This window comes from Cupriavidus sp. CPT47-8839-RL05A (genome assembly GCF_058792255.1).
Map to the genome: position 1 here is coordinate 58,407 of NZ_JBYTEG010000029.1, position 22,608 is coordinate 81,014.

Here is a 22,608-nt window from a genome sequence, read left to right on the forward strand (position 1 = left end):
GGAGACACGCATGACGCAGCCCATCCTGCAGGTCAGGGACCTCACCACGCGCTTTCGCACCGATCGCGGCGTGGTGACCGCCGTCGACCAGGTCTCGTTCGACGTGGCCCCGGGCGAGACCCTGGCCATCGTCGGTGAATCCGGCTCGGGCAAGAGCGTGACTGCCCTGTCGATACTGGGCCTGATCCCCGCCCCGGGCGGCTCGATCGACGCCGGCGAGATCGTGTTCGAGGGCCAGGACTTGCTCAGGCTCGGCCCCCGCGGCATGCGTGCCATCCGCGGCAACCGCATCGCGATGATCTTCCAGGAGCCGATGTCGTCGATGAACCCGGCGCTCACCATCGGCAAGCAGATTGCCGAGCCCATCCACCTGCATCGCGGCCTGCCCTGGAAGACCGCGCTGGGGATGGCCGGCGAGCTGCTCGGCAAGGTCCAGATCCCCGAGCCCCAGAGCCGGCTTTCAGCCTATCCGCACCAGTTTTCGGGCGGCATGCGCCAGCGCGCGATGATTGCCATGGCGCTGGCCTGCGAGCCGCGCCTGATCATCGCCGACGAGCCCACCACCGCGCTCGACGTCACCGTGCAGGCCCAGATCCTGGACCTGCTGAAGGACCTGGCCGAGCGCATGGGCACGGCGCTGATCCTGATCACGCATGACCTGGGCGTGGTGGCGCGCTATGCCGACCGGGTTGCCGTGATGTACGGCGGCAGGCTGGTGGAGACCGCTTCCGCCGAGGCCCTGTACCGGCAGCCCGCCCACCCCTACACGCGCGGGCTGATGGCCTCCGTGCCGCGCATTGACGGCGACACCCGGGAGCCGCTGGTTCCCATCGAAGGCCAGCCGCCCGACCTGACTGCGCTGGGCCCGGGCTGCGCCTTCCTGCCGCGCTGCAAGCAGGCGATCGACCAGTGCCGCAGCGCCCGGCCGCCGTTGCTCGGCGTGCCGGACGCGGCCACGCGGCAGCTTTCCGACCAACATTTCAAGGCGTGCTTCCTCCATGAACTCCATTGAAGCGATAGCGGAGCCGGCAACGGGAAACGGCGGTGTGCAGGCGGGTGTGCAGCTTGACGTGCGGGCCGACGTGCAGAGTGGCGATGAGATCCTGCGCGTCGACGACCTCAAGGTGCATTTCCCGGTCACGCGCGGCGTGCTGCTCAAGCGCCAAGTGGGCTCGGTCAGGGCGGTCGACGGCGTGTCATTCACTCTGCGCCGTGGCGAGACCCTGGGCCTGGTCGGCGAAAGCGGCTGCGGCAAGTCCACCACCGGGCTTGCCATCCTCAAGATGCTGGCCGCCAGCGCCGGACGCATCGCCTTCCGCGGCGACGACCTGGCCAGCTTCACGCGCGCGCAGGAGCAGCAATTCCGCCGCAGCGTGCAGATGGTCTACCAGGATCCCTTCGGCTCCCTGAACCCGCGCATGAAGGTCAGCGACATCATCAGCGAACCGCTGGAGGTGCATGATTTCCCTGGCGGGCGCAGCGCCCGTCGCGCGCGCGTGGCGGAGTTGCTGGACATGGTCGGGCTGCTGCCCTATATGGCGGACCGCTACCCGCACGAATTCTCCGGCGGGCAGCGCCAGCGCATCGGCATCGCCCGCGCGCTGGCGCTCGGGCCCAGCGTCATCGTCTGCGATGAGCCGGTGTCGGCGCTCGACGTGTCGATCCAGGCGCAGGTGGTCAACGTGCTGATGTCGCTGCAGCGGCGGCTTGGCCTGTCCTACCTGTTCATCGCGCACGACCTGGCCGTGGTGCGGCATATCAGCGACCGCATCGCGGTGATGTACCTGGGCCGCATCGTCGAGATCGCAAGCCGCGAGGCGCTCTACGCCCGCCCCCGCCATCCCTACACCCAGGCGCTGCTGTCCGCGGTGCCGGTGGCCAGCGTGGAAGGCGAGCGCAGCCGCAAGCGCATCGTGCTGCAGGGCGAGGTGCCGAGCCCGATGAATCCGCCATCGGGATGCCGCTTCCATACCCGCTGCCCGGTGGCGATGGCGCGTTGCCGCAGCGAAGACCCGGCGCTGCAGGCACAGCCGGATGGCCAGATGGTGGCCTGCCACCTCTACACTTGAGCGTGCGCTAGCGCTCAGGGCTCCGACAGGATGCCCATCAGCAACGGCCGCACGAACAGGTCAGCGGCGTTGTCCGCGTGGGCGTCGCGCACCCAGCGGGACAACTCCACCGCGGCATTGATCATGCCGTTGACCTGCAGCGCGGCAATGGACTGGTCCAGTGCCCGGATCGAGCCATCCTGCATGCCCAGCACCAGGAAGCGCACGATCCGCGCCGACAGCCGGCTCATGGTCAGCATCTTCTCCTTGCGCATGTCCTCGGGCAGCGCGCCATAGATGGTCAGGCGCAGCAGCGGTCCCTGGCTGGAGAACTGGTATTGCACCAGCGCCCGCGACACCGCGCACAGCTTGTCCCAGCCGGTGCCGGGGCCGTTTTCCACCAGCGTCTGGGTATTGCGGATCACTGCGAACATGCGGTCGACGCAGGCCGAGATCAGGTCGTCCTTGTTCTCGTTGTGGTGATAGAACGCGCCCTTGGTCAGGTTCAGCCGCGCCGAGATGCGATCGGCCGATGCGCCGCGATAGCCCTGCTCGTTGAGCAGCTCGGTCGCCGCGCGCAGGAAGGCCTCCTGCGTGGTCTCGGGCCTGTCCGGCGCCGGCAGCAGCGCGGATACGTCCATCTGCGCATGCCAGCGGGCCGACGGCGCGGCAATGCCGTGCAGCAGCACGTCGACCACGGTCTGCGCCACCTTCGGATAGTCCTCGGGCTCATAGCGCTCCACCCATGACATCGCGCCGGTCGCCAGCGACAGCAGCAGGTGGGCGCGCGCGCTCAGCGCACTGCGCTGCGCCGGATCGGCCGGCGGGCGTTCGCGCAGCAGCTGGCGGATGCGGCGGAACATGTCGGTATAGGCGTCGAATGCGATATCGGCATGGCTGTCCGGCAGCGCCCGGATCTCGCGGAAACTCATCAGCTCAGGCCGCTCGCCGGTGGCGGTACGCGCCAGGCGCTCGAAGAACAGCGCGATGAAGGCCTCCACCCGGTCGCGCGGCGCCGGCTGCTGCTGGGCCGCGCTGGCAATGTCCACCATCTCGCCGATGGTGCGCAGCAGGCACGCCACCACCAGGTCTTCCTTCTTGCGGTAGTAGTAGGTGATGCTGTTGGTGCTCAGGCCCACGTCCTCGGCGACATCCGACAAGGTGGTGCCCCGTACGCCCTGGTGGTTGAAGCGCCGCGCGGCGGCGTCCAGGATGGCCTCGCGCTTTTCGACATAGCGGCGGGTCAGGCGGGCTTGCGCGGGGTCCTTGGACATGGCTGAAAGGTATGGTCGCGCAATATTGCGGGTGGACGTGGTAAGGCGGCACAGTGCCTGCGCGGATTATAGCGGGCGCCCCGTTCCCCGCCCGCCAAAGCAAAAGCCCGCCAGTGACGGCGGGCTTTTGCTTGCTGCATGCCGGCGTCAGTTCACGCGCCGGTTCATCCCTTCCCAGAACGGCTCGCGCAGCTTGCGCCGCAACAGCTTGCCCGACGGGTTGCGCGGCAGCGCCTCGACGAACTCGATGCTCTTGGGCACCTTGAATCCCGCCAGCCGCTGGCGCGTCCACGCGATGATGCCGGCCTGGTCCGGGGCCTGCCCCGGCTTGAGCACGACGATGGCCTTGACCGCCTCGCCCCACTTCTCGTCCGGCACCCCGATCACCGCCACGTCGGCCACCTGCGGGTGGCCGTAGATCGCGCTTTCGACCTCGGCCGGATAGACATTCTCGCCGCCGCTGATGATCATGTCCTTGACGCGGTCATGGATGTACAGGTAGCCCTCGGCATCCATGTAGCCCGCATCGCCGGTGTGCAGCCAGCCTTCGGCGTCGATGGTGCGCGCGGTCTCTTCGGGCTGTTTCCAGTAGCCGGCCATGTTGTGCTGCGAGCGCACCACGAGCTCGCCGACCTCGCCGGGCGCGAGCTGGCGGCCTTCATAGTCGACCACCTTGATCTCCACGCCAGGCAGCGGCTTGCCCGCGGCACGCATGCGCGGCACTTCCTCGGTGGTGTGGTCCTCGGGCGGCAGCGCCACGATGGTGCCGGTGGTCTCGGTCATGCCGTACTGCTGCACGAAGCCGCAGCCGAACACCTCGATGCCCTCGCGCAGCAGCGCCGCGGGAATCGGCGCGGCGCCGTACAGCAGGTACTTCAGGCGCGAGTAGTCCACCTGGCGCGCGCGCGGGTCGCGCAGCACGATCTGCATCGCGGCCGGCACCAGGAACAGCTTGCTGATGCGTTCGCGCTCGATAAAGTCGAGCACCGCGCGCGGATCGAACTCGCGCGCGACCACGCCCTTGGCACCGGACAGCAGGTTGCGCAGGCCCCAGCCGGAGCCGCCGATATGCGCCACCGGCATCGCCACCAGCGAAACATCGTCGGCGACCCAGTGCGACCAGAGCACGTTCTCGCGCTCGCTGACTTCGGTGCCGATGGTCAGGTTGCGGTGCGTCAGCATCGCGCCCTTGGGCCGGCCCGTTGTGCCGGACGTGTATAGCTGCAGCAGCACGTCATGCGCGGCGGGCTGGTGCGCGGGCGGCGTGTCCGGCTGCGCATCGCGCCAGTCGGTGTAGCACTGCCAGTCGTCTTGCCCGGCGCACGGCTCCATCACCACCACTTTGCGCACCATCGGCAGCGCGGGCAGCAGGTTCCGGACCATTGCCGCCGATTCCGCCCCGACGAAGAGCACCACGGCATCGCAATGGCCGAGGATGAATTCCACCTCGGGCGGCGCCAGGCGCCAGCTGGCCGGCGTCATCACCGCGCCGATCTTGGACGCGCCAAGCAGCAGTTCGAAATAGTGGTCGCTGTTCTTGCCGATATAGCCGATGCGCTCGCCGACCCCGGCGCCTTCAGCCAGCAAGGCCTGTGCCACGCGATTGGTGTTCCGCTCGAACCCGGCATAGGTGGTCTGCCGGCCTTCGAACGCATACGCCACCGCCTCGGGCCGCAGGCGCGCGAAGTGGCGTACCGCGTGGGGCAGTGTCGTCAGATAGCTGAAGTCCATCCGCGTCTCCTGATTCTGATAGTGGCCGGACCAGCGGTGCGCGGGCCCGGCCATGACGATGTGCCGGCGCTACGCTCAGCGCGGCGCCATGCGGATGGCGCCGTCCAGGCGCACCGACTCGCCGTTGAAATAGCCGTTGCGGCACATCTCGACGGCCAGCGAGGCAAACTCTTCCGGCTGCCCCAGGCGCTTGGGGAACGGCACCGAAGCGGCCAGCGCGGCCTTGACGTTCTCTGCCGCGCCCTGCAGCAGCGGGGTATTGAAGATGCCTGGCAGGATGGTGTTGACGCGGATGCCTTCGCCCGCCAGGTCGCGCGCGATCGGCAGCGTCATGCCGACCACGCCCGCCTTCGATGCCGAGTACGCGGCCTGGCCCATCTGGCCGTCCTGCGCCGCCACCGACGCGGTATTGATGATCACGCCACGCTCGCCGCCGGCGCTGTCCAGCGTCAGCATGCCCGCGGCCGAGCGCGCGATGCAGCGGAAGGTGCCGATCAGGTTGATCTGGATGATGCGCTCGAAGGCATCGGTCGGGAAATGCTTGATCTGGTCCGGCGCTTCCTTGGAACGCGAGGCGGTCTTGATGGCGTTGCCGGTGCCGGCGCAGTTGACCAGGATGCGTTCCTGGCCGATGGCGGCGCGCGCCTTGGCAAAGCCGGCCTCGACCTCGGCCTCCGAGGTGACGTTGACCTGGCAGAACACGCCGCCCAGTTCACGCGCCAGCGCTTCGCCCTTCTCCACGTTGAGGTCGAACAGCGCCACGCGCACGCCCTGCGCTGCCAGCGCACGTGCCGTCGCCGCGCCCAGGCCCGAAGCGCCACCCGTCACCACTGCCGATACCGATGCATTGAGTTCCATCTCGTCTTCCCTTGTCTCTTGTTCCTGGCCTGGCCGGATCCAGCGCGGCCCCGCGGTTTGATGAAGCCGGCAGGCGCAAGAATCGCCTGTACCGGAGTGGGGTCAAGATTCGTGGATCGGCCGTTGCGACGCATCGTCCGAAGCGACGAATGAGGATGGCGCGGGCCTGCGGCGCGCTCCGGCACCCGGCGCAACCGATGCGCTACAGTGACGCGATCGACGGCCATTCCGGCGCCGCCCGGCACCGGCAACCGACTACGAACCATGCACAAACCCGAACACCACGCCCCCACCCCTGCGCCCCGCTGGCATGCCGCACTGCAGCCGGTGCTGCGTGCGCTCGCCATGCTGGCCGCGCTGTTGACGCTGCTGTGCGCCATCCCGGCGCACGCCACCCCGGCCGGCTCCCTCGCGGCACTGCTGGGCAAGGCGGAGAAACCCGCGGCGCCGGCCAGCGCACCCGCCGCCAGCGTGCCGCTGGCGCAGTCGCTGGACCAGGTGATCGCAACGCTGCAGAACGACGGCGAGCGGCGCGCCCTGGTCGGCCAGCTGCAAACCATGCGCCAGGGGCTGGGTGGCTCCGGGGCCGCGCCCGCCTCCGCCGCGGCAGCCGCGGCCGGCGCCTCCGCGCCCGGCCTGATTGGTGCCGTCGCTGAAGTGCTGGACGAGGTCGATTCCCATCTGCGCGAGGATCGCGGCCCGTGGCAGTTCTGGCGCTGGCGCACGCGCTTCGCGGGCGAGGAATGGCACGCCGCGCTCAGCCACAACGGCACCCGCACGGCGCTGGCCTCGCTGCGTGAATTCGCGCTGGTGCTGGCAGTCTGGGCGGTGAGCGGCGGGGCCTTGTGGGAGATTGGCCACCGCATCCGGCGCCGGCGCGCGGGCAAACCCACGCGCGCCGAGCGCGGCAAGCTGCCCGAACTGCCGTCGTGGGTCGACGTCGGCGTCTTCATGCTGCGCCATATCGGGCCCTGGGTAGTCGCGTTCGGGCTGACGGTGCTGCTGGCCCAGCACGTGTATGCCCAATCGCCGGCCAGCGTCGCCGCCGTGCTGGTCGCGTATGCGATCGTGGCCGGTGCGATCGCGGCAGCGGTGTGCCAGGTCATCTTCACGCTGTTCCGCACCGCGCACCGGCAGCTGGCGGTGCGGCAGCTGCTGGCGCACTCACCGTGGCTGCTGTTCTGCACGGGGGCGCTGGCGGCACTGGGCGACGGCGCCACCGACAGCCGCGTGATCGCCGTGCTCGGCACCAACCTGTGCGCCCTGGTGGCCACCGTGGCCAATATCGCCGCGGCACTGGGCATCGGCGCGTTCGCGCTGTGTTTCCGCCGGCAGATCGGCCAGCTGATCGGGCAGCGGCCGCTGGCCTTCCGCCAGGCCCGGCCAGCCGTGACCGACCTGCTGCGGCTGGCCGGCCAGGCCTGGCACCTGCCGGTGCTGGCGGTGGTGGTGGCATCGGTGGTCGGCACCATCCTGGCCACCGGCAATGCGGATGTGTTCCTGCGCCGCACGGTGGCATCGGTGGCGCTGTTCCTCGCCGGGCTGCTGCTGACGATGGTGGTGGGGCACTCGCCCAAGGCCACCGCGCGCGCGCCGCGCATCCGCGACCGCCGCCGCTCGGCCTACCTGCAGCGCTTCGGGCGCTTTGCGCTGGCGCTGGTGCGCGTGCTGATCTGGGCGGTCTTCATCGAGATGGTGATGCGCGTCTGGGGCACTTCGCTGGTGCGCCTGGCCGAGTCCTCCGCCGCGGGCCGCCATCTCACCGAGACGGTCTTCAGCGTCACCAGCACCGTGCTGCTGGCCTGGCTGGTCTGGCTGCTGATCGACACCGCCATCATGCAATCCCTGTCGCCGGCGCACGGACGCGGCGCGCAGCCCAGCCTGCGGGCCAAGACCATCCTGCCGCTGGTGCGCAACGCCTCGTTCATCGGCCTGCTGGTGATCACGGTGATCGCGGTGCTGGCCAACCTGGGCGTCAACGTGACGCCGCTGCTGGCCGGCGCGGGCGTGGTCGGCCTGGCCATCGGCTTTGGCGCGCAAAGCCTGGTGCAGGACCTGATCACGGGGCTGTTCATCGTGGTCGAGGACTCCATCGCCATCGGCGACTCGATCGAGCTGCCGGACCACGCCGGCGTGGTCGAAGCCATGACCATCCGCACGGTCAAGCTGCGCGACGGCCGCGGCGCGCTGCACACGCTGCCGTACAGCCAGATCAAGGCGGTCAAGAACCTGTCGCGCGGCTATGGCTACGCGGTGTTCAACATCGGCATCACCTACCAGAGCGACCTGGACCAGGCGCTGGAGCTGATCCGCACCACCGGCGCCGAACTGGCGCGCGACCATCGCTACGCGCGCAACCTGATGTCGGGGCTGGACATCCTGGGGCTGGACCGGTTCGACCCGAACGGCCCGGTGGTGATGGCACAGTTCAAGACCCGGCCGCTGATGCAGGCCGAGATCACGCGCGCCTTCAATGCGCGGCTCAAGCGCAATTTCGACGCCAACGACATCCGCATGGCATCGCCGAGCCTGACGATCCAGGTGGATGGCGGGGTCGCGCAGCTGGCGGGCAAGGAGGACGTGAGCCCTGCGCCACAATAGCCAGCGCTGCTGTGGCATGGGAGAAACGCTGGACTGTTTCCGCGTCGAGGATTTTGAAGTTTTCCTCAAGCGTATTACCATCGCGCCCCGGCATGATAACGGCCCCTGCCTGGCCTGGCTGGGGAGTTACGCCGTGCAATCCGTATTTTCCCCCCCGATACGGGGGATAAAACAAACAACATTGTTTGGCATGATTGCGTTACGGCGGACATGACGGGACAATGCGCGCCGCCAGCAGCATCCGTATCGGCGCAGATACAGAACGCCAGAACGGAACCGATAACACAAAAAGATGTAGCCACTTGCCGTGGCGCAGAGCAATAGGCGTTTGCCACCGGGGGGATCTGAACATGGGCGAACACCCGACTACGGACGAGGACTTCCATCGTCTGGTCGACTCAATCTACGAGTCCGCGCTGGACGTTGCGGCCATGCCCGCCGCCCTCGACCTCTTTTCCCGATACACCTGCACAGGCAGCCCGCGTTACCTGATCTGGGACAAGCTGGCCGGCTACGCCCGCCTTGGCGTGACCCCGCACGGCTGCTTCACCAGCGGCGCCAGCATGCCCGACTGGCTGCCCGGTCCGCTCGACCTGCCCCATGCGGGCGCTTGCTGCACCCCCGATGACGCCCCCGCGCTGGCCTGCGACGGTACCGCCGCGCTGGTGGCCTCGCACCATGGCGGCATGGCGGATGCGGCCACGGCTGCGCTGGCCTGCAGCGGACTGGAGCAAGGCATCCGCCTGATCGAGAACGCCGAGGTTTGCGTGCTGATGAGCGGCACCAGCGCGGGCAGCATCAGCGTGGGCCAGCGCGAGCGGCGCCTGGCCCACGTGATGCCGCACTGGGTGCGCGCGGCACGGATGCAGCAGCGCAACTTCGAGCTGAGCGGACTGGCCAGCCTGGGCCTGGCCGGGCTGGATACGCTGGACTTCGGCGTGATGGTGCTGCAGGCCGACCTGCGCGTGCGCTATGCCAACAGCTGGGCCGAGGCGCTGGTGCAGGCCGACGGCCACCTGTCGTTGCAGGGCGGCGTGCTGCGCGCCCACAGCGAGACCCTGCAGGCGGTGCTGCGCAAGCTGCTAGACGGTGCCATGCGCGCCCGCGGCACTGAGGCGGCCTCCGGCTCCTGGATGCACATCACTTCCGGCGGACAGCCGGTGCCGATCATCGTCACGCCGCTGGTATCGCGCCAGCCGGTGGAGGGCCCGTGGCAGCTGCCGGCCGCGATGATGCTGTTCGGCAACTCGGAATCGCGCTCGGTGCTGGATGCCGGCGTGCTGACCTCGCTGTTCGGGCTGTCGCGCAAGGAGAGCATTATCGCGATCCGTCTGGCTGCCGGCGAAACCCTCAACGAGATTGCCGAGCGCGAATTTCTCTCGCCCCACACCGTGCGCGTGCATATCCGCGACACGCTGCGCAAGACCGGCACGCATCGCCAGTCAGAGCTGGTGCGGCTGCTGCACCTGCTGCCGGGCGTGAACCTGGAGCGCGCCGGCGTGACCCCGGCTGTGCGGCCGCGCGCGCCGCGCCCGCGCGCCGCCTGAGGCGCCGCACCACCCCCCATCAGTTCACCGCCGCCTGCGCCGCCGCGAGGAAGCGCTGCACCTGGCGGTCGCCGTCATCGGGCCGCGCCGCCAGCGCAATGCCGATGCGCCCGGCCGGCCGCGGGCTGGACAATGGCAGGAAGCGCACGCGCCGGTTGGCGTAGCGCGCCGCCACGCTCGGCACCAGGGCCACGCCAAGCCCGCTCTCGACCAGGCTGACCTGGGTCTGCACCTGCACCGCCTCCTGCGTGACACGCGGCACAAAGCCCGCCTGCTGGCACAGCAGCATGGCCACCGCGTGCAGGTTGGGCACCTGCGCCGCCGGATACATGATGAAGGGCTCGTCCGCAAGCGCGCGCAGCGGGATGGCGTCTGCGCCTGCCAGCGGGCTGTCAGCCGGCACCGCCGCGACAAAGACGTCGTTTTCCAGCGGCGTCAGCGAATAGTTGCCGGTGTTCAGGATCGGGAAGCGCACCAGGCCGGCGTCGATCTGGTGCTTTTCCAGGCGGTCCAGGATCGCGGCGGTGGTGGATTCATGCAGGATCAGCTCGATGCCGGGATGCGCCGCGCGGAACGCCGGGATCAGCTTGGGCAGCAGCGCATACGTCGCCGAGCCGATAAAGCCGATGCGCAGCGCGCCGCGCTCGCCCTGCCCCGCGGCGATCGCGGCGGCACGTGCCTGCTGTGCATGGAACAGTGCACGGCGCGCATCGTGCAGCGCGGCCTCGCCCGCCTGCGTCAGCCGCACCCCGCGCGAGGTGCGCACGAACAGCGCCGTGCCAAGCTGGTCCTCGAGCTTGCGGATGGAAATGGAAAGCGGCGGCTGCGCCATGTGCAGGCGTTCAGCGGCGCGGTGGAAGTTGCCCGTCTCGGCCAGGGCGACGAACTGCTGCAGCTGGCGGAAGTCCATGGCTTGTTAATATCCTGTGAATATCGATTTCTAAAAAACTAATATTAGACCAAGCCTCGCCTGCTGATCTACCCTGTGCCCCACAGTCAACAAGATCGGAGACAACATGCTGCCGCTTGCAGGCATCCGCGTGGTCGACCTGTCCACCGTGGTGATGGGGCCGTATGCCAGCCAGTGGCTGGCCGACCTGGGCGCCGAGGTGATCAAGGTCGAGCCGCCCGAGGGCGACTCCACGCGCCGTACCGGCCCCGCCGCCGAGCCCGGCATGGCGGCCATTTTCCTGGGCGTGAACCGCAGCAAGCGCAGCGTGGTGCTGGACCTGAAGCAGCCGGCCGCGCAGGCCGCGCTGGACCGCGTGCTGGCCGGCGCCGACGTGCTGATGCACAGCATGCGCCCGCAAAAGCTGGCCGCACTCGGGCTGGCGCCCGACGACGTGCGGGCGCGCCACCCGGAGCTGGTCTTTGTCAGCCTGCTCGGCTTTGCCGAGGATGGCCCCTATGGCGGCCGCCCGGCATACGACGACATCATCCAGGGCCTGTCCGGCAATGCCGCGCTGATGGCGGCGCAGACCGGCGACAGCCGCTACTTCCCCGCCATTGCCGCGGACAAGACCAGCGGGCTGGTGGCCGCGCTGTCGGTCTGCGCGGCGCTGGCCGGGCGCGCGCGGCGCAATGCCGATGGCGGCAGCGGCCACGGCACGCTGGTCGAAGTGCCGATGTTCGAATCCATGGTCGCCTTCAACCTGGTCGAGCATTTCTACGGCCGCCATTTCGAGCCGCCGCGCGGCCCCAGCGGCTATCCGCGCGTGCTGGCGCCGCTGCGCCGCCCGTACCGCAGCGCCGACGGCGATGTCTGCATGATGCCGTACACCGATGCGCACTGGCGCGACTTCTTCCAAGCCGCCGGGCGCCCCGAGCTGGCCGCCGATGCGCGCTTTGCCGACATCGCGGCACGCACGCGGCATATCGAGACGCTGTACGAGCTCACCGGCGAAATCGTGCACGGACAGACCACCGCGCACTGGGTGGAGCTGTGCGAACGCCTGCAGATCCCGGTGGCGCGCATCAATGAACTCGACGACCTGCCGGCCGATCCGCACCTGGCCGCCACCGGCTTCTTCGAAACCGTCGAAGACCCGGCCATGGGCACGCTGCGTTTTCCCGGCGCGCCGGTGCGCTTCGACAGCCAGCGCGCGCCGCTGGGCATCCCGCCGCGGCTGGGCGAGCATACCGCGAGCGTGCTGGCGCAGGCGGGACTGTCCGCAGAAGCGATCGCGCAATTGCAACTAAGCGGTGCCGCACGCTGCGCACCCGTCAAGGAGACACCATGAAGCATGCAGAACTGCCCCGCCTCGGCCAGGGCTTCTACTGGCAGGAACTGCAGGAGGGCCAGGCCTTCCGCACCTTTGCCCGCACCGTGACCGAGACCGACCTGGTCAATTTCATCTCCGTCACCGGCATGGTCGAGGCCATCTTCATCGAAGCCGGCTATGACGGTGGCGCCATCCAGGGCCGGCCGGTGCCGGCGGCGCTGACCTACACGCTGATCGAGGGCTTCATCCTGCAGACCATGATCCAGGGCACCGGGCTGGCCATGCTGGAACTCACGCAGCAGATCCACGCGCCGGTGGTGGTGGGCGACACCATCCACGCCACTGTGACCGTGACCGGCATCCGCCCCACTTCGCGCAACGGCCGGGCGGTGGTGGATTCGCGCATCGAGGTGTTCAACCAGCGCGGGGAGCAGGTCATGACCTACACCGCGCGCAGGTTGCTGGCGGGACGCTGAACCCACGGCGGCATCCGCCGCGTGGCTGCATGGACGGAGGAGACAAAGACATGAAGGCAAAGACTTTCATCACGACACTGGCTGCCGCGGCAGCCATCGTATTGCCGGCGATGCTGGCGCAGCCGGCGGCGGCCGCCGATGCCGCCTACCCGTCGCACCCGATCCGCATGGTGGTGCCGTTCCCGCCGGGCGGCCCGACCGACCTGGTGTCGCGCGTGATCGCACGGCGCATGAGCGAGACGCTCGGCCAACAGGTGCTGGTCGACAACCGCCCCGGCGCCAACGGCAATATCGGCGCGGAGATCGTCGCCAAGGCGCCGGCCGACGGCTATACGGTGCTGTACAACACCTCGTCGATCGCGCTGAGCCCGGCGCTCTACCGCAAGCTCAGCTACGACGTGAAACGCGATTTCGCGCCGGTGGCGCTGACGGCAATGGTGCCGCTGGTGCTGGAGGTCAACGCGCAGCTGCCGGTACAGAACGTGAAAGAGTTCATCCAGTACCTGAAGGCCAACCCCGACAAGCTCACCTACGGCTCGGCCGGCAACGGCAACGTGACGCACCTGGCGGCCTTCATGTTCCTGCAGGCCAACGGCCTGTCGGCGGTGCATGCGCCCTACAAGGGCAGCGCGCCGGCGCTGACCGACCTGGCCAGCGGACAGGTGCAGTTCATGGCCGACACCATCAATTCATCGCTGCCCTTCATCCGCGACAAGCGTATGCGCGCGCTGGCCGTCACCAGCACCACGCGCAGCGCCCAGTTGCCGGACGTGCCCACCCTTGCCGAAACCGTGCAGCCGGGCTTCGAGGTCGGCGCCTGGCAGGGCATGATGGTGCCGGCCAGGACACCGGCCGAGATCGTGCGCAAGCTCAATGCCGCCGCCACCAAGGCGCTGGCCCACCCCGAGACGCGCGCAAGCCTGGCCGCGCAGGGGGCGGAGCCGCGCGGATCGACCCCGGAGGCCTACGCCGCCTACCTCAGCGCGGAAATGACGCGCTGGCAGAAGGTCGTGAAGGATTCCGGCGCGACGCTGGACTGAGACCGCTGCCACCAGCCAATACCAGACACAGGATTTCACCGTGACCGCATTGCTTTCCACCTTCGGCCTGACCTCCCTGCCGCCGCACGCCGTGGCGTTCCGCGGCGAGGTGCGGGCCTTTCTCGATGAGCACCTGCCCGCGCTGCCGCCGGAAACGCGCGCGCGCTCGTGGATGGGCTTTGACGCCGCCTTCAGCCGGGCGCTGGCCGCGCGCGGCTGGGTCGGCATCACGCTGCCGGCGCAGTTCGGCGGCGCGGGCCTGGATCCGTTTTCGCGTTTCGTGCTGGTGGAAGAACTGCTGGCCTGCGGCGCGCCGGTGTCGGCGCACTGGATCGCCGACCGCCAGAGCGGCCCGCTGATCCTGCGCTACGGCAACGACGCGCAGAAGGCGCGCTACCTGCCCGCGATCAGCCGCGGCGAGGCCTTCTTCTGCATCGGCATGAGCGAGCCCAACTCCGGCTCCGACCTGGCCAGCGTGGCCACGCGCGCGGTGCGCCAGGCGGACGGCAGCTGGCGCCTGAACGGCCGCAAGATCTGGACTACCAATGCCGACCGCTGCCACTTCATGATCGCGCTGGTGCGCACCTCGGGCACGCCGCAGGACCGGCAGGCCGGACTGTCGCAGTTCATCGTCGACCTGCACGCACCGGGCGTCACGGTGCGGCCGATCCACGACCTCGCGGGCGACGCGCACTTCTCCGAAGTCACCTTCGACGACGTGGCGCTGGCCCCGGACGCGCTGGTCGGCCAGGAAGGCAGCGGCTGGGAGCAGGTCAACGCCGAGCTGGCGTTCGAGCGCAGCGGCCCGGAGCGCCTCTACTCCAGCGTGGTGCTGCTCGACACCTGGCTCGACGCCATGCGCCGGCTGCCGCCGGCACGGCGCGACACGGTGACCGCGGGCCGGCTCGCCGGCCACCTGGCGGTGCTGCGCGCCATGTCGCTGGCCGTCACGTCGCGGCTGGCCGCCGGTGAAAGCCCGGTGGTGGAGGCTGCGCTGGTGAAGGACCTGGGCACGACCTTCGAGCAGTCGATCCCGGCGCTGGTGGAAGCCGCGCTCGGTGACGAACCCGCGCTGGCGGCCGATGGGGCGCTGTACCGCACCCTGGCCTATGTCACGCAGATCGCGCCGTCGTACTCGCTGCGCGGCGGCACCCGCGAAATCCTGCGCGGCATGATCGCGCGCGGGCTCGGCCTGCGCTGAATCCGCCCCCGTCGACCGCCATCCTGAACGAGATACCCCATGCATAACGCCTATTCCGACGCCCTCGACGCGCTGCTGCGCGACTGCTGCCCGCCCGCCACCGTGCGCGCGCTGGAACAGCGGGCCGACCCGCAGCCGCTGTGGCAAGCGCTGCTGGAAAGCGGCTTTGCCGATTGCCTGCTGCCCGAATCCGCCGGCGGCGCCGCGCTGCCGCTGCGCGAACTTGCGCCGGTGCTTTTTGTCACCGGCCGCCACGCCTTGCCGCTGCCGCTGGCGCAGACCATCTTTGCGCGCGCGCTGCTGCAGGCGCATGGCATTGCCCTGCCCGCCGGCCCGGTCGCACTCGCCGGCTTTGAAGACGGCGCCGCCGCGGCGCTGGTGGCCGACGCCCGCCATGCGCAGTGGTTCCTGCTGCAGGACGGCGAGCGTTGCCTGCTGCTGCCGGCGGCCGACGCCCGCGCCGAAGCGACCGGCGCCCATCACGACCTGACGCTGCGCGTGCCGCGCCCTGACGCCTCGGCGCCAGCGGCGTTTTCACTGCCGGCCGGCACCCTGCGCACGCTGGGCGCCTGCCTGCACACGGCGCAGCTGGCCGGCGCGCTGTCGCACGTGCTCGACCTGACCCTGCAGTACGCCAACGACCGCCAGCAGTTCGGGCGCGCCATCGGCAGGTTCCAGGCGATCCAGCACCAGGTCAGCGAGATGGCCGAGCATGTCGCCGCCGCACGCGTGGCCGCACAGCTGGCCTGCGACAGCGGCACCGGCACGCCCGACCGGCTGCGCGCGGCCATCGGCAAGCTGCGCGCCAGCGACGCGGTCACGCCGGTGGCCGCCATCGCGCACGCCGTGCACGGCGCCATCGGGATCACTGAGGAATACGACCTGCAGCTCTATACGCGCCGGCTGCATGCATGGCGGGTGGCGGACGGTTCGGAGCGCTGGTGGAGCCGGGTGCTGGGCGAGCAGGTATGCGCCAGCGCCGGCCGCAACGCGGTGGAACTGGTGCGCAAATGGTGCGAGCCCGCGCCCGCCGCCTGAGCGGCGGGGCTTAACCCCGGCAATCGCGGGATCAGGCGGCCAGGCTGAGGCCGCCGCCGTGCGGGCGGCGGTGGCGCCGTTCCGGCTTGCACTCGTACTTCAGCTCGGTGCGGCCGTCCTCGTAGGCGACCTCGAGCCGCACGGTGAAGCCCCACAGCCGGGTCACGTGCCGGATCACCTCGTCGAAGTTGTGCGCCAGCGGCCGGCGGTCGTTCTGCAGGTGCCGCAGCGTCAGCGAGCGGTCGCCGCCCACGTCGACATTGGTGACCTGGATATTGGGCTCCATGCTGGAGAGGTCATACTGCGCCGCCATCAGCTGGCGGATCGCGCGGTAGCCTTCGTCGTTGTGGATCGCGGTGACGCGCAGCTTGCCTTCGCGGTCATCGTCCAGCACCGAGAACAGCTTCAGCTCGCGGATCACGCGCGGCGACAGGAACTGCAGCAGGAAGCTCTCGTCCTTGAAGTTGCGCATGGCAAAGTCCAGCGTCTTGCGCCAGTCGCTGCCGGCGAATTCCGGGGCCCAGCGGTAGTCCTCTTCGGTCGGGTTCTCGCACATGCGGCGCAGATCCTGGAACATCAGGAAACCGACCGTGTAGGGGTTCATGCCGCTGTAGTAGGGGCTGTTGTACGGCGGCTGGTAAATCACGTTGGTATGTGCCTGCAGCAGCTCCATCATGAACGCATCGTTGACCAGCTTTTCCTCGTACAGCTGGTTGATGATGGTGTAGTGCCAGAACGTGGCCCAGCCTTCGTTCATGACCTTGGTCTGGCGCTGCGGATAGAAATACTGCGCGATCTTGCGCACGATGCGCACGATCTCGCGCTGCCACGATGCCAGCTTGGGCGCGTTCTTCTCGATGAAGTACAGCAGGTTCTCCTGCGGCTCGGGCGGGAAGATGATTTCCCCCTCGGACGCCTCGTCCTCCGACGCCAGCGCATGCGGCCGGTGCTTGGGCAGGGTGCGCCACAGGTCGTTGACCTGCAGCTGCAGGTAGTTCTCGCGATCGGCCTGCCGCGCCTTCTCTTCGGTGATGGACAGTTTCTTGGGCCGCTTGTAGCGGTCCACGCCGTAGTTCTGCAAGGCGTGGCAAGAGTCCAGCAGCAGTTCGACCTCGCGCTCGCCGTAACGCTGCTCGCACTCGGCGACGTAGTTCTTGGCAAACAGCAGGTAATCCACGATGGCGTCCGCGTTGGTCCAGGTGCGGAACAGGTAGTTGCCCTTGAAGAAAGAGTTGTGGCCGTAGCAGGCGTGCGCGATCGTCAGCGCCTGCATCGGCATGGTGTTCTCCTCCATCAGGTAGGCGATGCAGGGATTGGAGTTGATGACGATCTCGTAGGCCAGCCCCATGTGGCCGCGCTGGTAGCTGCGCTCGGACGCCAGGAAGTGCTTGCCGTAGGACCAGTGGCTGTAGCCGACCGGCAGCCCCGCCGACGCGTAGGCGTCGAGCATCTGCTCGGCGGTGATGATCTCGATCTGGTTGGGATAGGTATCCAGCCCGAATTCGCCGGCGATGCGGGCGATCTCGCGGTCATACCGTTTGATCAGCTCGAAGGTCCATTCCGAACCCGTGGAGAGATAAGCCATCTTCGCCCCTTGTTGCCCGGGCAAGGCGCCAGACCCGTCCAGCGCGCACGGCATCGCCGCGCCGCGTGGTCCGCGTTGCCTCGCCATTTGCCTTCACTGTGGCCCTCCGCGAGGAAGGCCAGGATCGGCGCCACCCTATGCTGCGCGCTTCTGGAACAGGTCGTGCAGCACCGGGTAGATCTCGTCCGCACCGATGATGCGCTGCATCGCAAAGTGATCGAACTGTCCCTTGACCGTCAGATACTCTTCCCAGAGATTCTGCGGCTCTTCCGACGCGACTTCAACATATGCATAGTACTGGACCAGTGGCAGGATCGAATCGCGCAGCAGGCGCCCGCACAACTCGGAATCACCGGCCCAGTTATCGCCGTCTGATGCCTGCGCGCAGTAGATATTCCACTGGCTGGGCGGATAGCGGTCGTGGATCACTTCCACCATCAGCTTCAGCGCACTGGACACCACGGTACCACCGGACTCGCGCGAGTGGAAGAAGTCTTCCTCATCGACTTCCTTCGCCACCGTGTGATGGCGAATGAACACCACGTCGATGCGCTCGTAGTTGCGCTTCAGGAACAGGTACAGCAGCATGAAGAAGCGCTTGGCCAGGTCCTTGCGGCTCTCGTCCATCGAGCCGGACACGTCCATCAGGCAGAACATCACCGCCTGGGCCTGCGGGCGCTTCTTCAGCACGCGGTTGTTGTAGCGCAGGTCGAGCTTCTCGATAAAGGGCACGCGGTCGATGCAGGCACGCAGGTGCCGCATCTTCTCCATCAGCTCGAGCGTGCCTTCGGCATAGGGACCGTCCTTTTCCAGCGCCTCGCTGTAGTCCAGCTCCAGCTCGCGCAGGCGCTTCTGGTAAGGGCTGGACAAGGCGATGCGCCGCCCCAGCGAGCTGCGCATGGTGCGCAGGACCGACAGGTTGGCAGGCGTGCCGTCGATGGAATAGCCGGCGCGCACCTTGCGCACCTCGGCGATCTTGGCGAGGTGGCGCTTGGCCAGGTCCGGCAGCGCCATGTCCTCGAAGAAGAAGTTCAGGAAATCCTCGCGCGACAGCGTGAAGACGAAATCGTCTTCGCCTTCGCCACTGTCGCTGGCGCGCGAACCGGTCCCGCCACCGCCCTGCTGCTGGCGGTCGAAGGAGTCGCCCTTGACGAATTTCTTGTTGCCAGGGTGAATCCACTCGCGCCGCCCGCCCGGGCCGTGGTGGAAGATCGGTTCGGAGATGTCCTTGACCGGAATGGACACCTGGCCGCTCTGCTCGATGTCCATGATCTTCCGGCCGGACACCGCCTTTGCCACCGCTTGCCGGATCTGCTCGCGGTAGCGCTTGATGAAACGTTGCTGGTTGACGGCACTCTTGTTGCCGCCGTTCTCGCGCCGATCGATGACCGTAGCCATATGTTGCCCTCGTTGAGAGACCTGTTCCGCGGCGCCGTTACGATGACTTTCTTACGCGCAGATACCACTCCACCAGAAGTCTCACTTGCTTGGGCGTGTACCCCTTCTCGACCATGCGGTTGACGAAGTTCTCGTGCTTGTCCTGGTCTTCGCGAGAAGACTTGGCATTGAACGAGATCACCGGCAGCAGGTCCTCCGTGGTGGAGAACATGCGCTTCTCGATCACCATCCGCAGCTTTTCATAGCTGGTCCAGACCGGATTCTTGCCACTGTTGTTGGCCCGCGCCCGCAGCACGAAGTTGACGATCTCGTTGCGGAAGTCCTTCGGGTTCGAGATACCCGCGGGCTTCTCCACTTTCTCAAGCTCGTCGTTCAGCGCGTTGCGGTCGAGGATCTCGCCGGTGTTGGGATCGCGGTACTCCTGGTCCTGGATCCACAGGTCGGCGAACACCACATAGCGGTCGAAGATGTTCTGCCCATACTCCGAATACGACTCCAGGTAGGCGGTCTGGATCTCCTTGCCGATGAACTCCACGAACGGAGTGGTCAGGTACTCCTTGATGTACGACAGCAGCTTGGCTTCCTGCTCCGGCGGGAACTGCTCGCGCTCGATCTGCTGTTCGAGCACGTACAGCAGGTGCACCGGGTTGGCCGCCACTTCGGTGTTGTCGAAGTTGAAGACCTTGGACAGGACCTTGAACGCAAAGCGCGTCGACAGCCCGTTCATGCCTTCGTCGATGCCGGCGTAGTCGCGGTATTCCTGGTACGACTTCGCTTTCGGATCCACGTCCTTCAGGCTTTCGCCGTCATAGACGCGCATCTTCGAGAAGATATTGGAGTTCTCGGGCTCCTTGATGCGCGTAAGCACCGCGAACTGCGCCATCATCTTCAGCGTGTTGGGCGCGCACGGCGCGGCCGACAGCGAACTGCTGCGCAAGAGCTTGTCGTAGATCTTCACCTCGTCGGACACGCGCAGCACGTACGGCACCTTGACGATATAGATCCGGTCCAGGAAAGCCTCGTTGTTCTTGTCCGACTTGAAGGTCGTCCACTCGGCCTCGTTCGAGTGCGCCAGGATGATGCCGTCGAACGGGATCGCGCCGAAGCCTTCGGTGCCCTTGTAGTTGCCTTCCTGCGTTGCCGTCAGCAGCGGGTGCAGGACCTTGATCGGCGCCTTGAACATTTCAACGAACTCGAGCAGGCCGCGGTTGGCCAGGCAGAGCCCGCCGGAATAGGAGTAGGCGTCCGGATCGTCCTGCGGAAAATCTTCCAGCTTGCGGATGTCGACCTTGCCGACCAGCGAGGAAATATCCTGGTTGTTTTCGTCGCCAGGCTCGGTCTTCGAGATCGCAATCTGCGACAGCACCGAAGGGCGCAGCTTGACCACCCGGAACCTGGTGATATCGCCGTTGAACTCGTGCAGGCGCTTGACCGCCCATGGCGAGGCAATGGTGTTCAGGTACCGGACCGGAATGCCGTAGTCCTCTTCCAGGATCTTGCCGTCCTCCTCTGGCGCGAACAGCCCCAGCGGCGACTCATGGATCGGCGAACCCTTGAGCGCGTAGATGGGGATCTCCTCCATCAGCGCCTTGAGCTTTTCAGCGAGCGAGGACTTGCCACCACCCGGAGGCCCGAGCAGGTAGAGGATCTGCTTGCGCTCTTCCAGGCCCTGCGCCGCGTGCTTGAAGAACGAGACGATCTGTTCGATCGTGTCCTCCATGCCATAGAAGTCGCGGAAGGCCGGATAGATGCGGATGACCTTGTTGAAGAACAGGCGGGACAGCCTGGGGTCATGGTGGGTATCCACCAACTCAGGCTGGCCGATGGCGGCAAGCATGCGCTCTGCAGCAGTCGCGTAGGCAGTCGGATCCTTCTTGCAGATCTCCAGGTACTCCTGGATGCTGTATTCCTCTTCCTTGCGAGCTTCGAAGCGCGTAGCGTAATGGCCAAAAATGTCCATACCTCACTCCCGTCAGAGTTCACGTCCGAGGCGTGCTACCCCTAAGGCTTCGCGCAACGTTCGCGGCACACCACCCCGGCCTGGCGACCTGTCATGTTGCGAAGTCTTTACTTCATCATAGTCAAATAACGGCGATGGTGGAATCCGAGTTGACAAATCTTGCATCGATGCAACGTCTGTTTCGTTGCTGCATTTTCTGCATGAATTCGCTTCAGCTTTTGGCTGCATTTCCGCTCGGGCCTTGCCCCCGCACGCGACGGGCCATTGACCATGCTTGTGAAACACCTTACACCTTTCCCGCCATCCGTGCACATCCGGTTTTGTAACCATACGCACGAAAGCCGGCACTGGTGCCGGCCTTCGTTTTTCCGCATTTTCTTACGCGTTTGCGCGCACTAGCACGCGCACAGTGCTGATAGCAGGCGCGTCAAAGCGTGCGCGCGACCAGCTCCTTCATGATCTCGTTGGAGCCGCCGAAGATCTTGCTCACGCGTGCATTCGCATACATACGCGCGATCGGGTATTCAAGCATGTAGCCGTAGCCGCCGTGCAACTGCAGGCACTCGTCGATGACCTGGCAGTTCTGCTGCGTGCACCACCACTTGGCCATGGCGGCCGTGGCAGCGTCGAGCTTGCCGTCAATCAGGCGCAGCATGCAATCGTCGACGAAGGTCGCGGCAATGGTGGCGACCGTCTTGCACTCCGCCAGCTTGAACCGCGTGTTCTGCAGATCGGCGAGCGGCTGGCCGAACACCTTGCGCTCGCGCACGTATTCGGTGGTCAGCTCGATGGCACGCTGCATGGTGGCCACGGCCCCGAGCGCAATGATCATGCGCTCTTGCGGCAGCTGCTGCATAAGCTGGTAGAAACCCTGCCCTTCCTGCGTGCCAAGCAGGTTGGCGCACGGCACCAGCACGTCGTCGAAGAAGAGTTCGGCGGTGTCCTGCCCTTTCTGCCCGATCTTCTCGAGAATGCGGCCACGACGGAAGCCCGGCAGGTCTCGCGTCTCCACCATGACCAGCGACACGCCGCGCGAACCGGCCTCCGGATCGGTCTTGGCCACCACGCAGACCAGGTCGGCGTGATACCCGTTCGTGATGAAGGTCTTTGCACCGTTTATGCGATAGCAGTCTCCGTTTTCGGTCTGTTCGCGCACCGCGCGGGTGCGTATCGCTTTGAGGTCGGAACCGGCGCCAGGTTCCGACATGGCAATGGCCGCCACCATTTCGCCGCTGGCCATCTGCGGCAGCCACTTCTTCTTCTGCGCTTCCGTGCCGTAGTTGAGCAGGTAATGTGCCACGATGCCGCTGTGCACATTATTGCCAAGGCTGGTGCAGACGGCGCGCGACATTTCCTGCGTGATGACGGCCTCGTGGGCAAAGGTGCCGCCACCGCCGCCGTATTCCTCGGGGATGCTGGCGCACAGCAGCCCGATCTGGCCGGCGCGGCGCCAGACCTCGCGGTCGATATAGCCCTGGGCGGCCCAGCGGGCCTCGTTGGGCACCAGTTCGCGCTCGATGAAGCGGCGCACGGTTTCCTGGAACATCCCCAGGTCTTCGGTCATCCAGGGGGTCTGGCGTACGGCGGGCGCCGTGTGCTGGTCGTGGGATCCCATATGGTGTGCTGGTA

17 protein-coding genes are annotated in these 22,608 nt (G+C 67.3%); 9 read left to right on the forward strand and 8 right to left on the reverse strand.

The features are described from left to right. The first annotated feature begins 10 nt into the window (after positions 1–10). Both AC3WVS_RS28200 and AC3WVS_RS28205 read left to right on the forward strand, forming a co-directional pair. Positions 11–1,012, forward strand: a complete 1,002-nt coding sequence (locus AC3WVS_RS28200; RefSeq protein WP_492321266.1) for an ABC transporter ATP-binding protein — start codon at positions 11–13, stop codon at positions 1,010–1,012. Next, positions 999–2,069 (forward strand): ABC transporter ATP-binding protein, encoded by a 1,071-nt coding sequence (locus tag AC3WVS_RS28205; protein ID WP_492321267.1) that lies wholly within the window; start codon positions 999–1,001, stop codon positions 2,067–2,069. Before AC3WVS_RS28200 ends, AC3WVS_RS28205 begins: the two co-directional genes overlap by 14 nt. A gap of 14 nt (positions 2,070–2,083) precedes the next feature. Here AC3WVS_RS28205 and AC3WVS_RS28210 read toward each other — a convergent pair whose 3' ends face one another. From AC3WVS_RS28210 to AC3WVS_RS28220, 3 genes are all read right to left on the reverse strand, one after another. Continuing rightward, entirely contained in the window at positions 2,084–3,322 is a 1,239-nt protein-coding gene (locus tag AC3WVS_RS28210) for a TetR/AcrR family transcriptional regulator (protein ID WP_492321268.1), read from the reverse strand. Positions 3,323–3,469: 147 nt separating this feature from the next. Continuing rightward, entirely contained in the window at positions 3,470–5,053 is a 1,584-nt protein-coding gene (locus AC3WVS_RS28215; RefSeq protein WP_492321269.1) for a fatty acid--CoA ligase, read from the reverse strand. 75 nt (positions 5,054–5,128) lie between these two features. Further along, on the reverse strand, positions 5,129–5,911 hold the full coding sequence (locus tag AC3WVS_RS28220; RefSeq protein WP_035825028.1) for an SDR family NAD(P)-dependent oxidoreductase: 783 nt from the start codon (positions 5,909–5,911) through the stop codon (positions 5,129–5,131). Positions 5,912–6,175: 264 nt separating this feature from the next. On the opposite strand from AC3WVS_RS28220, the gene AC3WVS_RS28225 reads away from it, so the two are divergent. Continuing rightward, on the forward strand, positions 6,176–8,512 hold the full coding sequence (locus AC3WVS_RS28225) for a mechanosensitive ion channel family protein (protein WP_492321270.1): 2,337 nt from the start codon (positions 6,176–6,178) through the stop codon (positions 8,510–8,512). Between the two features lie 350 nt (positions 8,513–8,862). Further along, on the forward strand, positions 8,863–10,059 hold the full coding sequence (locus tag AC3WVS_RS28230) for a helix-turn-helix transcriptional regulator (RefSeq protein ID WP_492321271.1): 1,197 nt from the start codon (positions 8,863–8,865) through the stop codon (positions 10,057–10,059). Between the two features lie 19 nt (positions 10,060–10,078). Here the strand turns inward: AC3WVS_RS28230 and AC3WVS_RS28235 are convergent, their stop codons facing one another. After that, positions 10,079–10,969: a LysR family transcriptional regulator gene (locus AC3WVS_RS28235; protein WP_011616764.1), complete on the reverse strand. Its 891-nt coding sequence runs from the start codon at positions 10,967–10,969 to the stop codon at positions 10,079–10,081. A gap of 106 nt (positions 10,970–11,075) precedes the next feature. On the opposite strand from AC3WVS_RS28235, the gene AC3WVS_RS28240 reads away from it, so the two are divergent. The 5 genes from AC3WVS_RS28240 to AC3WVS_RS28260 are packed head-to-tail and all read left to right on the forward strand — an operon-like array spanning position 11,076 to position 16,036. Further along, positions 11,076–12,299, forward strand: a complete 1,224-nt coding sequence (locus AC3WVS_RS28240) for a CaiB/BaiF CoA transferase family protein (RefSeq protein ID WP_492321272.1) — start codon at positions 11,076–11,078, stop codon at positions 12,297–12,299. Continuing rightward, complete coding sequence (locus tag AC3WVS_RS28245; protein WP_492321273.1) at positions 12,296–12,757, forward strand: MaoC family dehydratase; 462 nt, start codon at positions 12,296–12,298, stop codon at positions 12,755–12,757. The genes AC3WVS_RS28240 and AC3WVS_RS28245 overlap by 4 nt, the downstream gene beginning before the upstream one ends. Before the next feature lie 50 nt (positions 12,758–12,807). Further along, positions 12,808–13,797, forward strand: coding sequence for a tripartite tricarboxylate transporter substrate binding protein (locus AC3WVS_RS28250; RefSeq protein WP_010811713.1), 990 nt, complete (start codon positions 12,808–12,810; stop codon positions 13,795–13,797). A gap of 40 nt (positions 13,798–13,837) precedes the next feature. Further along, positions 13,838–14,998 carry an acyl-CoA dehydrogenase family protein gene (locus AC3WVS_RS28255; protein ID WP_492321274.1) on the forward strand — a complete coding sequence of 387 codons (1,161 nt, stop codon included), beginning with the start codon at positions 13,838–13,840 and terminating at the stop codon, positions 14,996–14,998. Between the two features lie 39 nt (positions 14,999–15,037). Then, positions 15,038–16,036 (forward strand): acyl-CoA dehydrogenase family protein, encoded by a 999-nt coding sequence (locus tag AC3WVS_RS28260; protein ID WP_492321275.1) that lies wholly within the window; start codon positions 15,038–15,040, stop codon positions 16,034–16,036. Between the two features lie 31 nt (positions 16,037–16,067). On the opposite strand, the gene AC3WVS_RS28265 is transcribed toward AC3WVS_RS28260, so the two are convergent. From AC3WVS_RS28265 to AC3WVS_RS28280, 4 genes are all read right to left on the reverse strand, one after another. After that, positions 16,068–17,621 carry a SpoVR family protein gene (locus tag AC3WVS_RS28265; protein WP_492321276.1) on the reverse strand — a complete coding sequence of 518 codons (1,554 nt, stop codon included), beginning with the start codon at positions 17,619–17,621 and terminating at the stop codon, positions 16,068–16,070. 135 nt (positions 17,622–17,756) lie between these two features. Then, entirely contained in the window at positions 17,757–19,019 is a 1,263-nt protein-coding gene (locus AC3WVS_RS28270; protein WP_492321277.1) for a YeaH/YhbH family protein, read from the reverse strand. Positions 19,020–19,056: 37 nt separating this feature from the next. Further along, positions 19,057–20,979, reverse strand: a complete 1,923-nt coding sequence (locus tag AC3WVS_RS28275; RefSeq protein WP_492321278.1) for a PrkA family serine protein kinase — start codon at positions 20,977–20,979, stop codon at positions 19,057–19,059. Positions 20,980–21,406: 427 nt separating this feature from the next. Further along, complete coding sequence (locus AC3WVS_RS28280; RefSeq protein WP_492321279.1) at positions 21,407–22,594, reverse strand: acyl-CoA dehydrogenase family protein; 1,188 nt, start codon at positions 22,592–22,594, stop codon at positions 21,407–21,409. Positions 22,595–22,608: the final 14 nt, after the last annotated feature.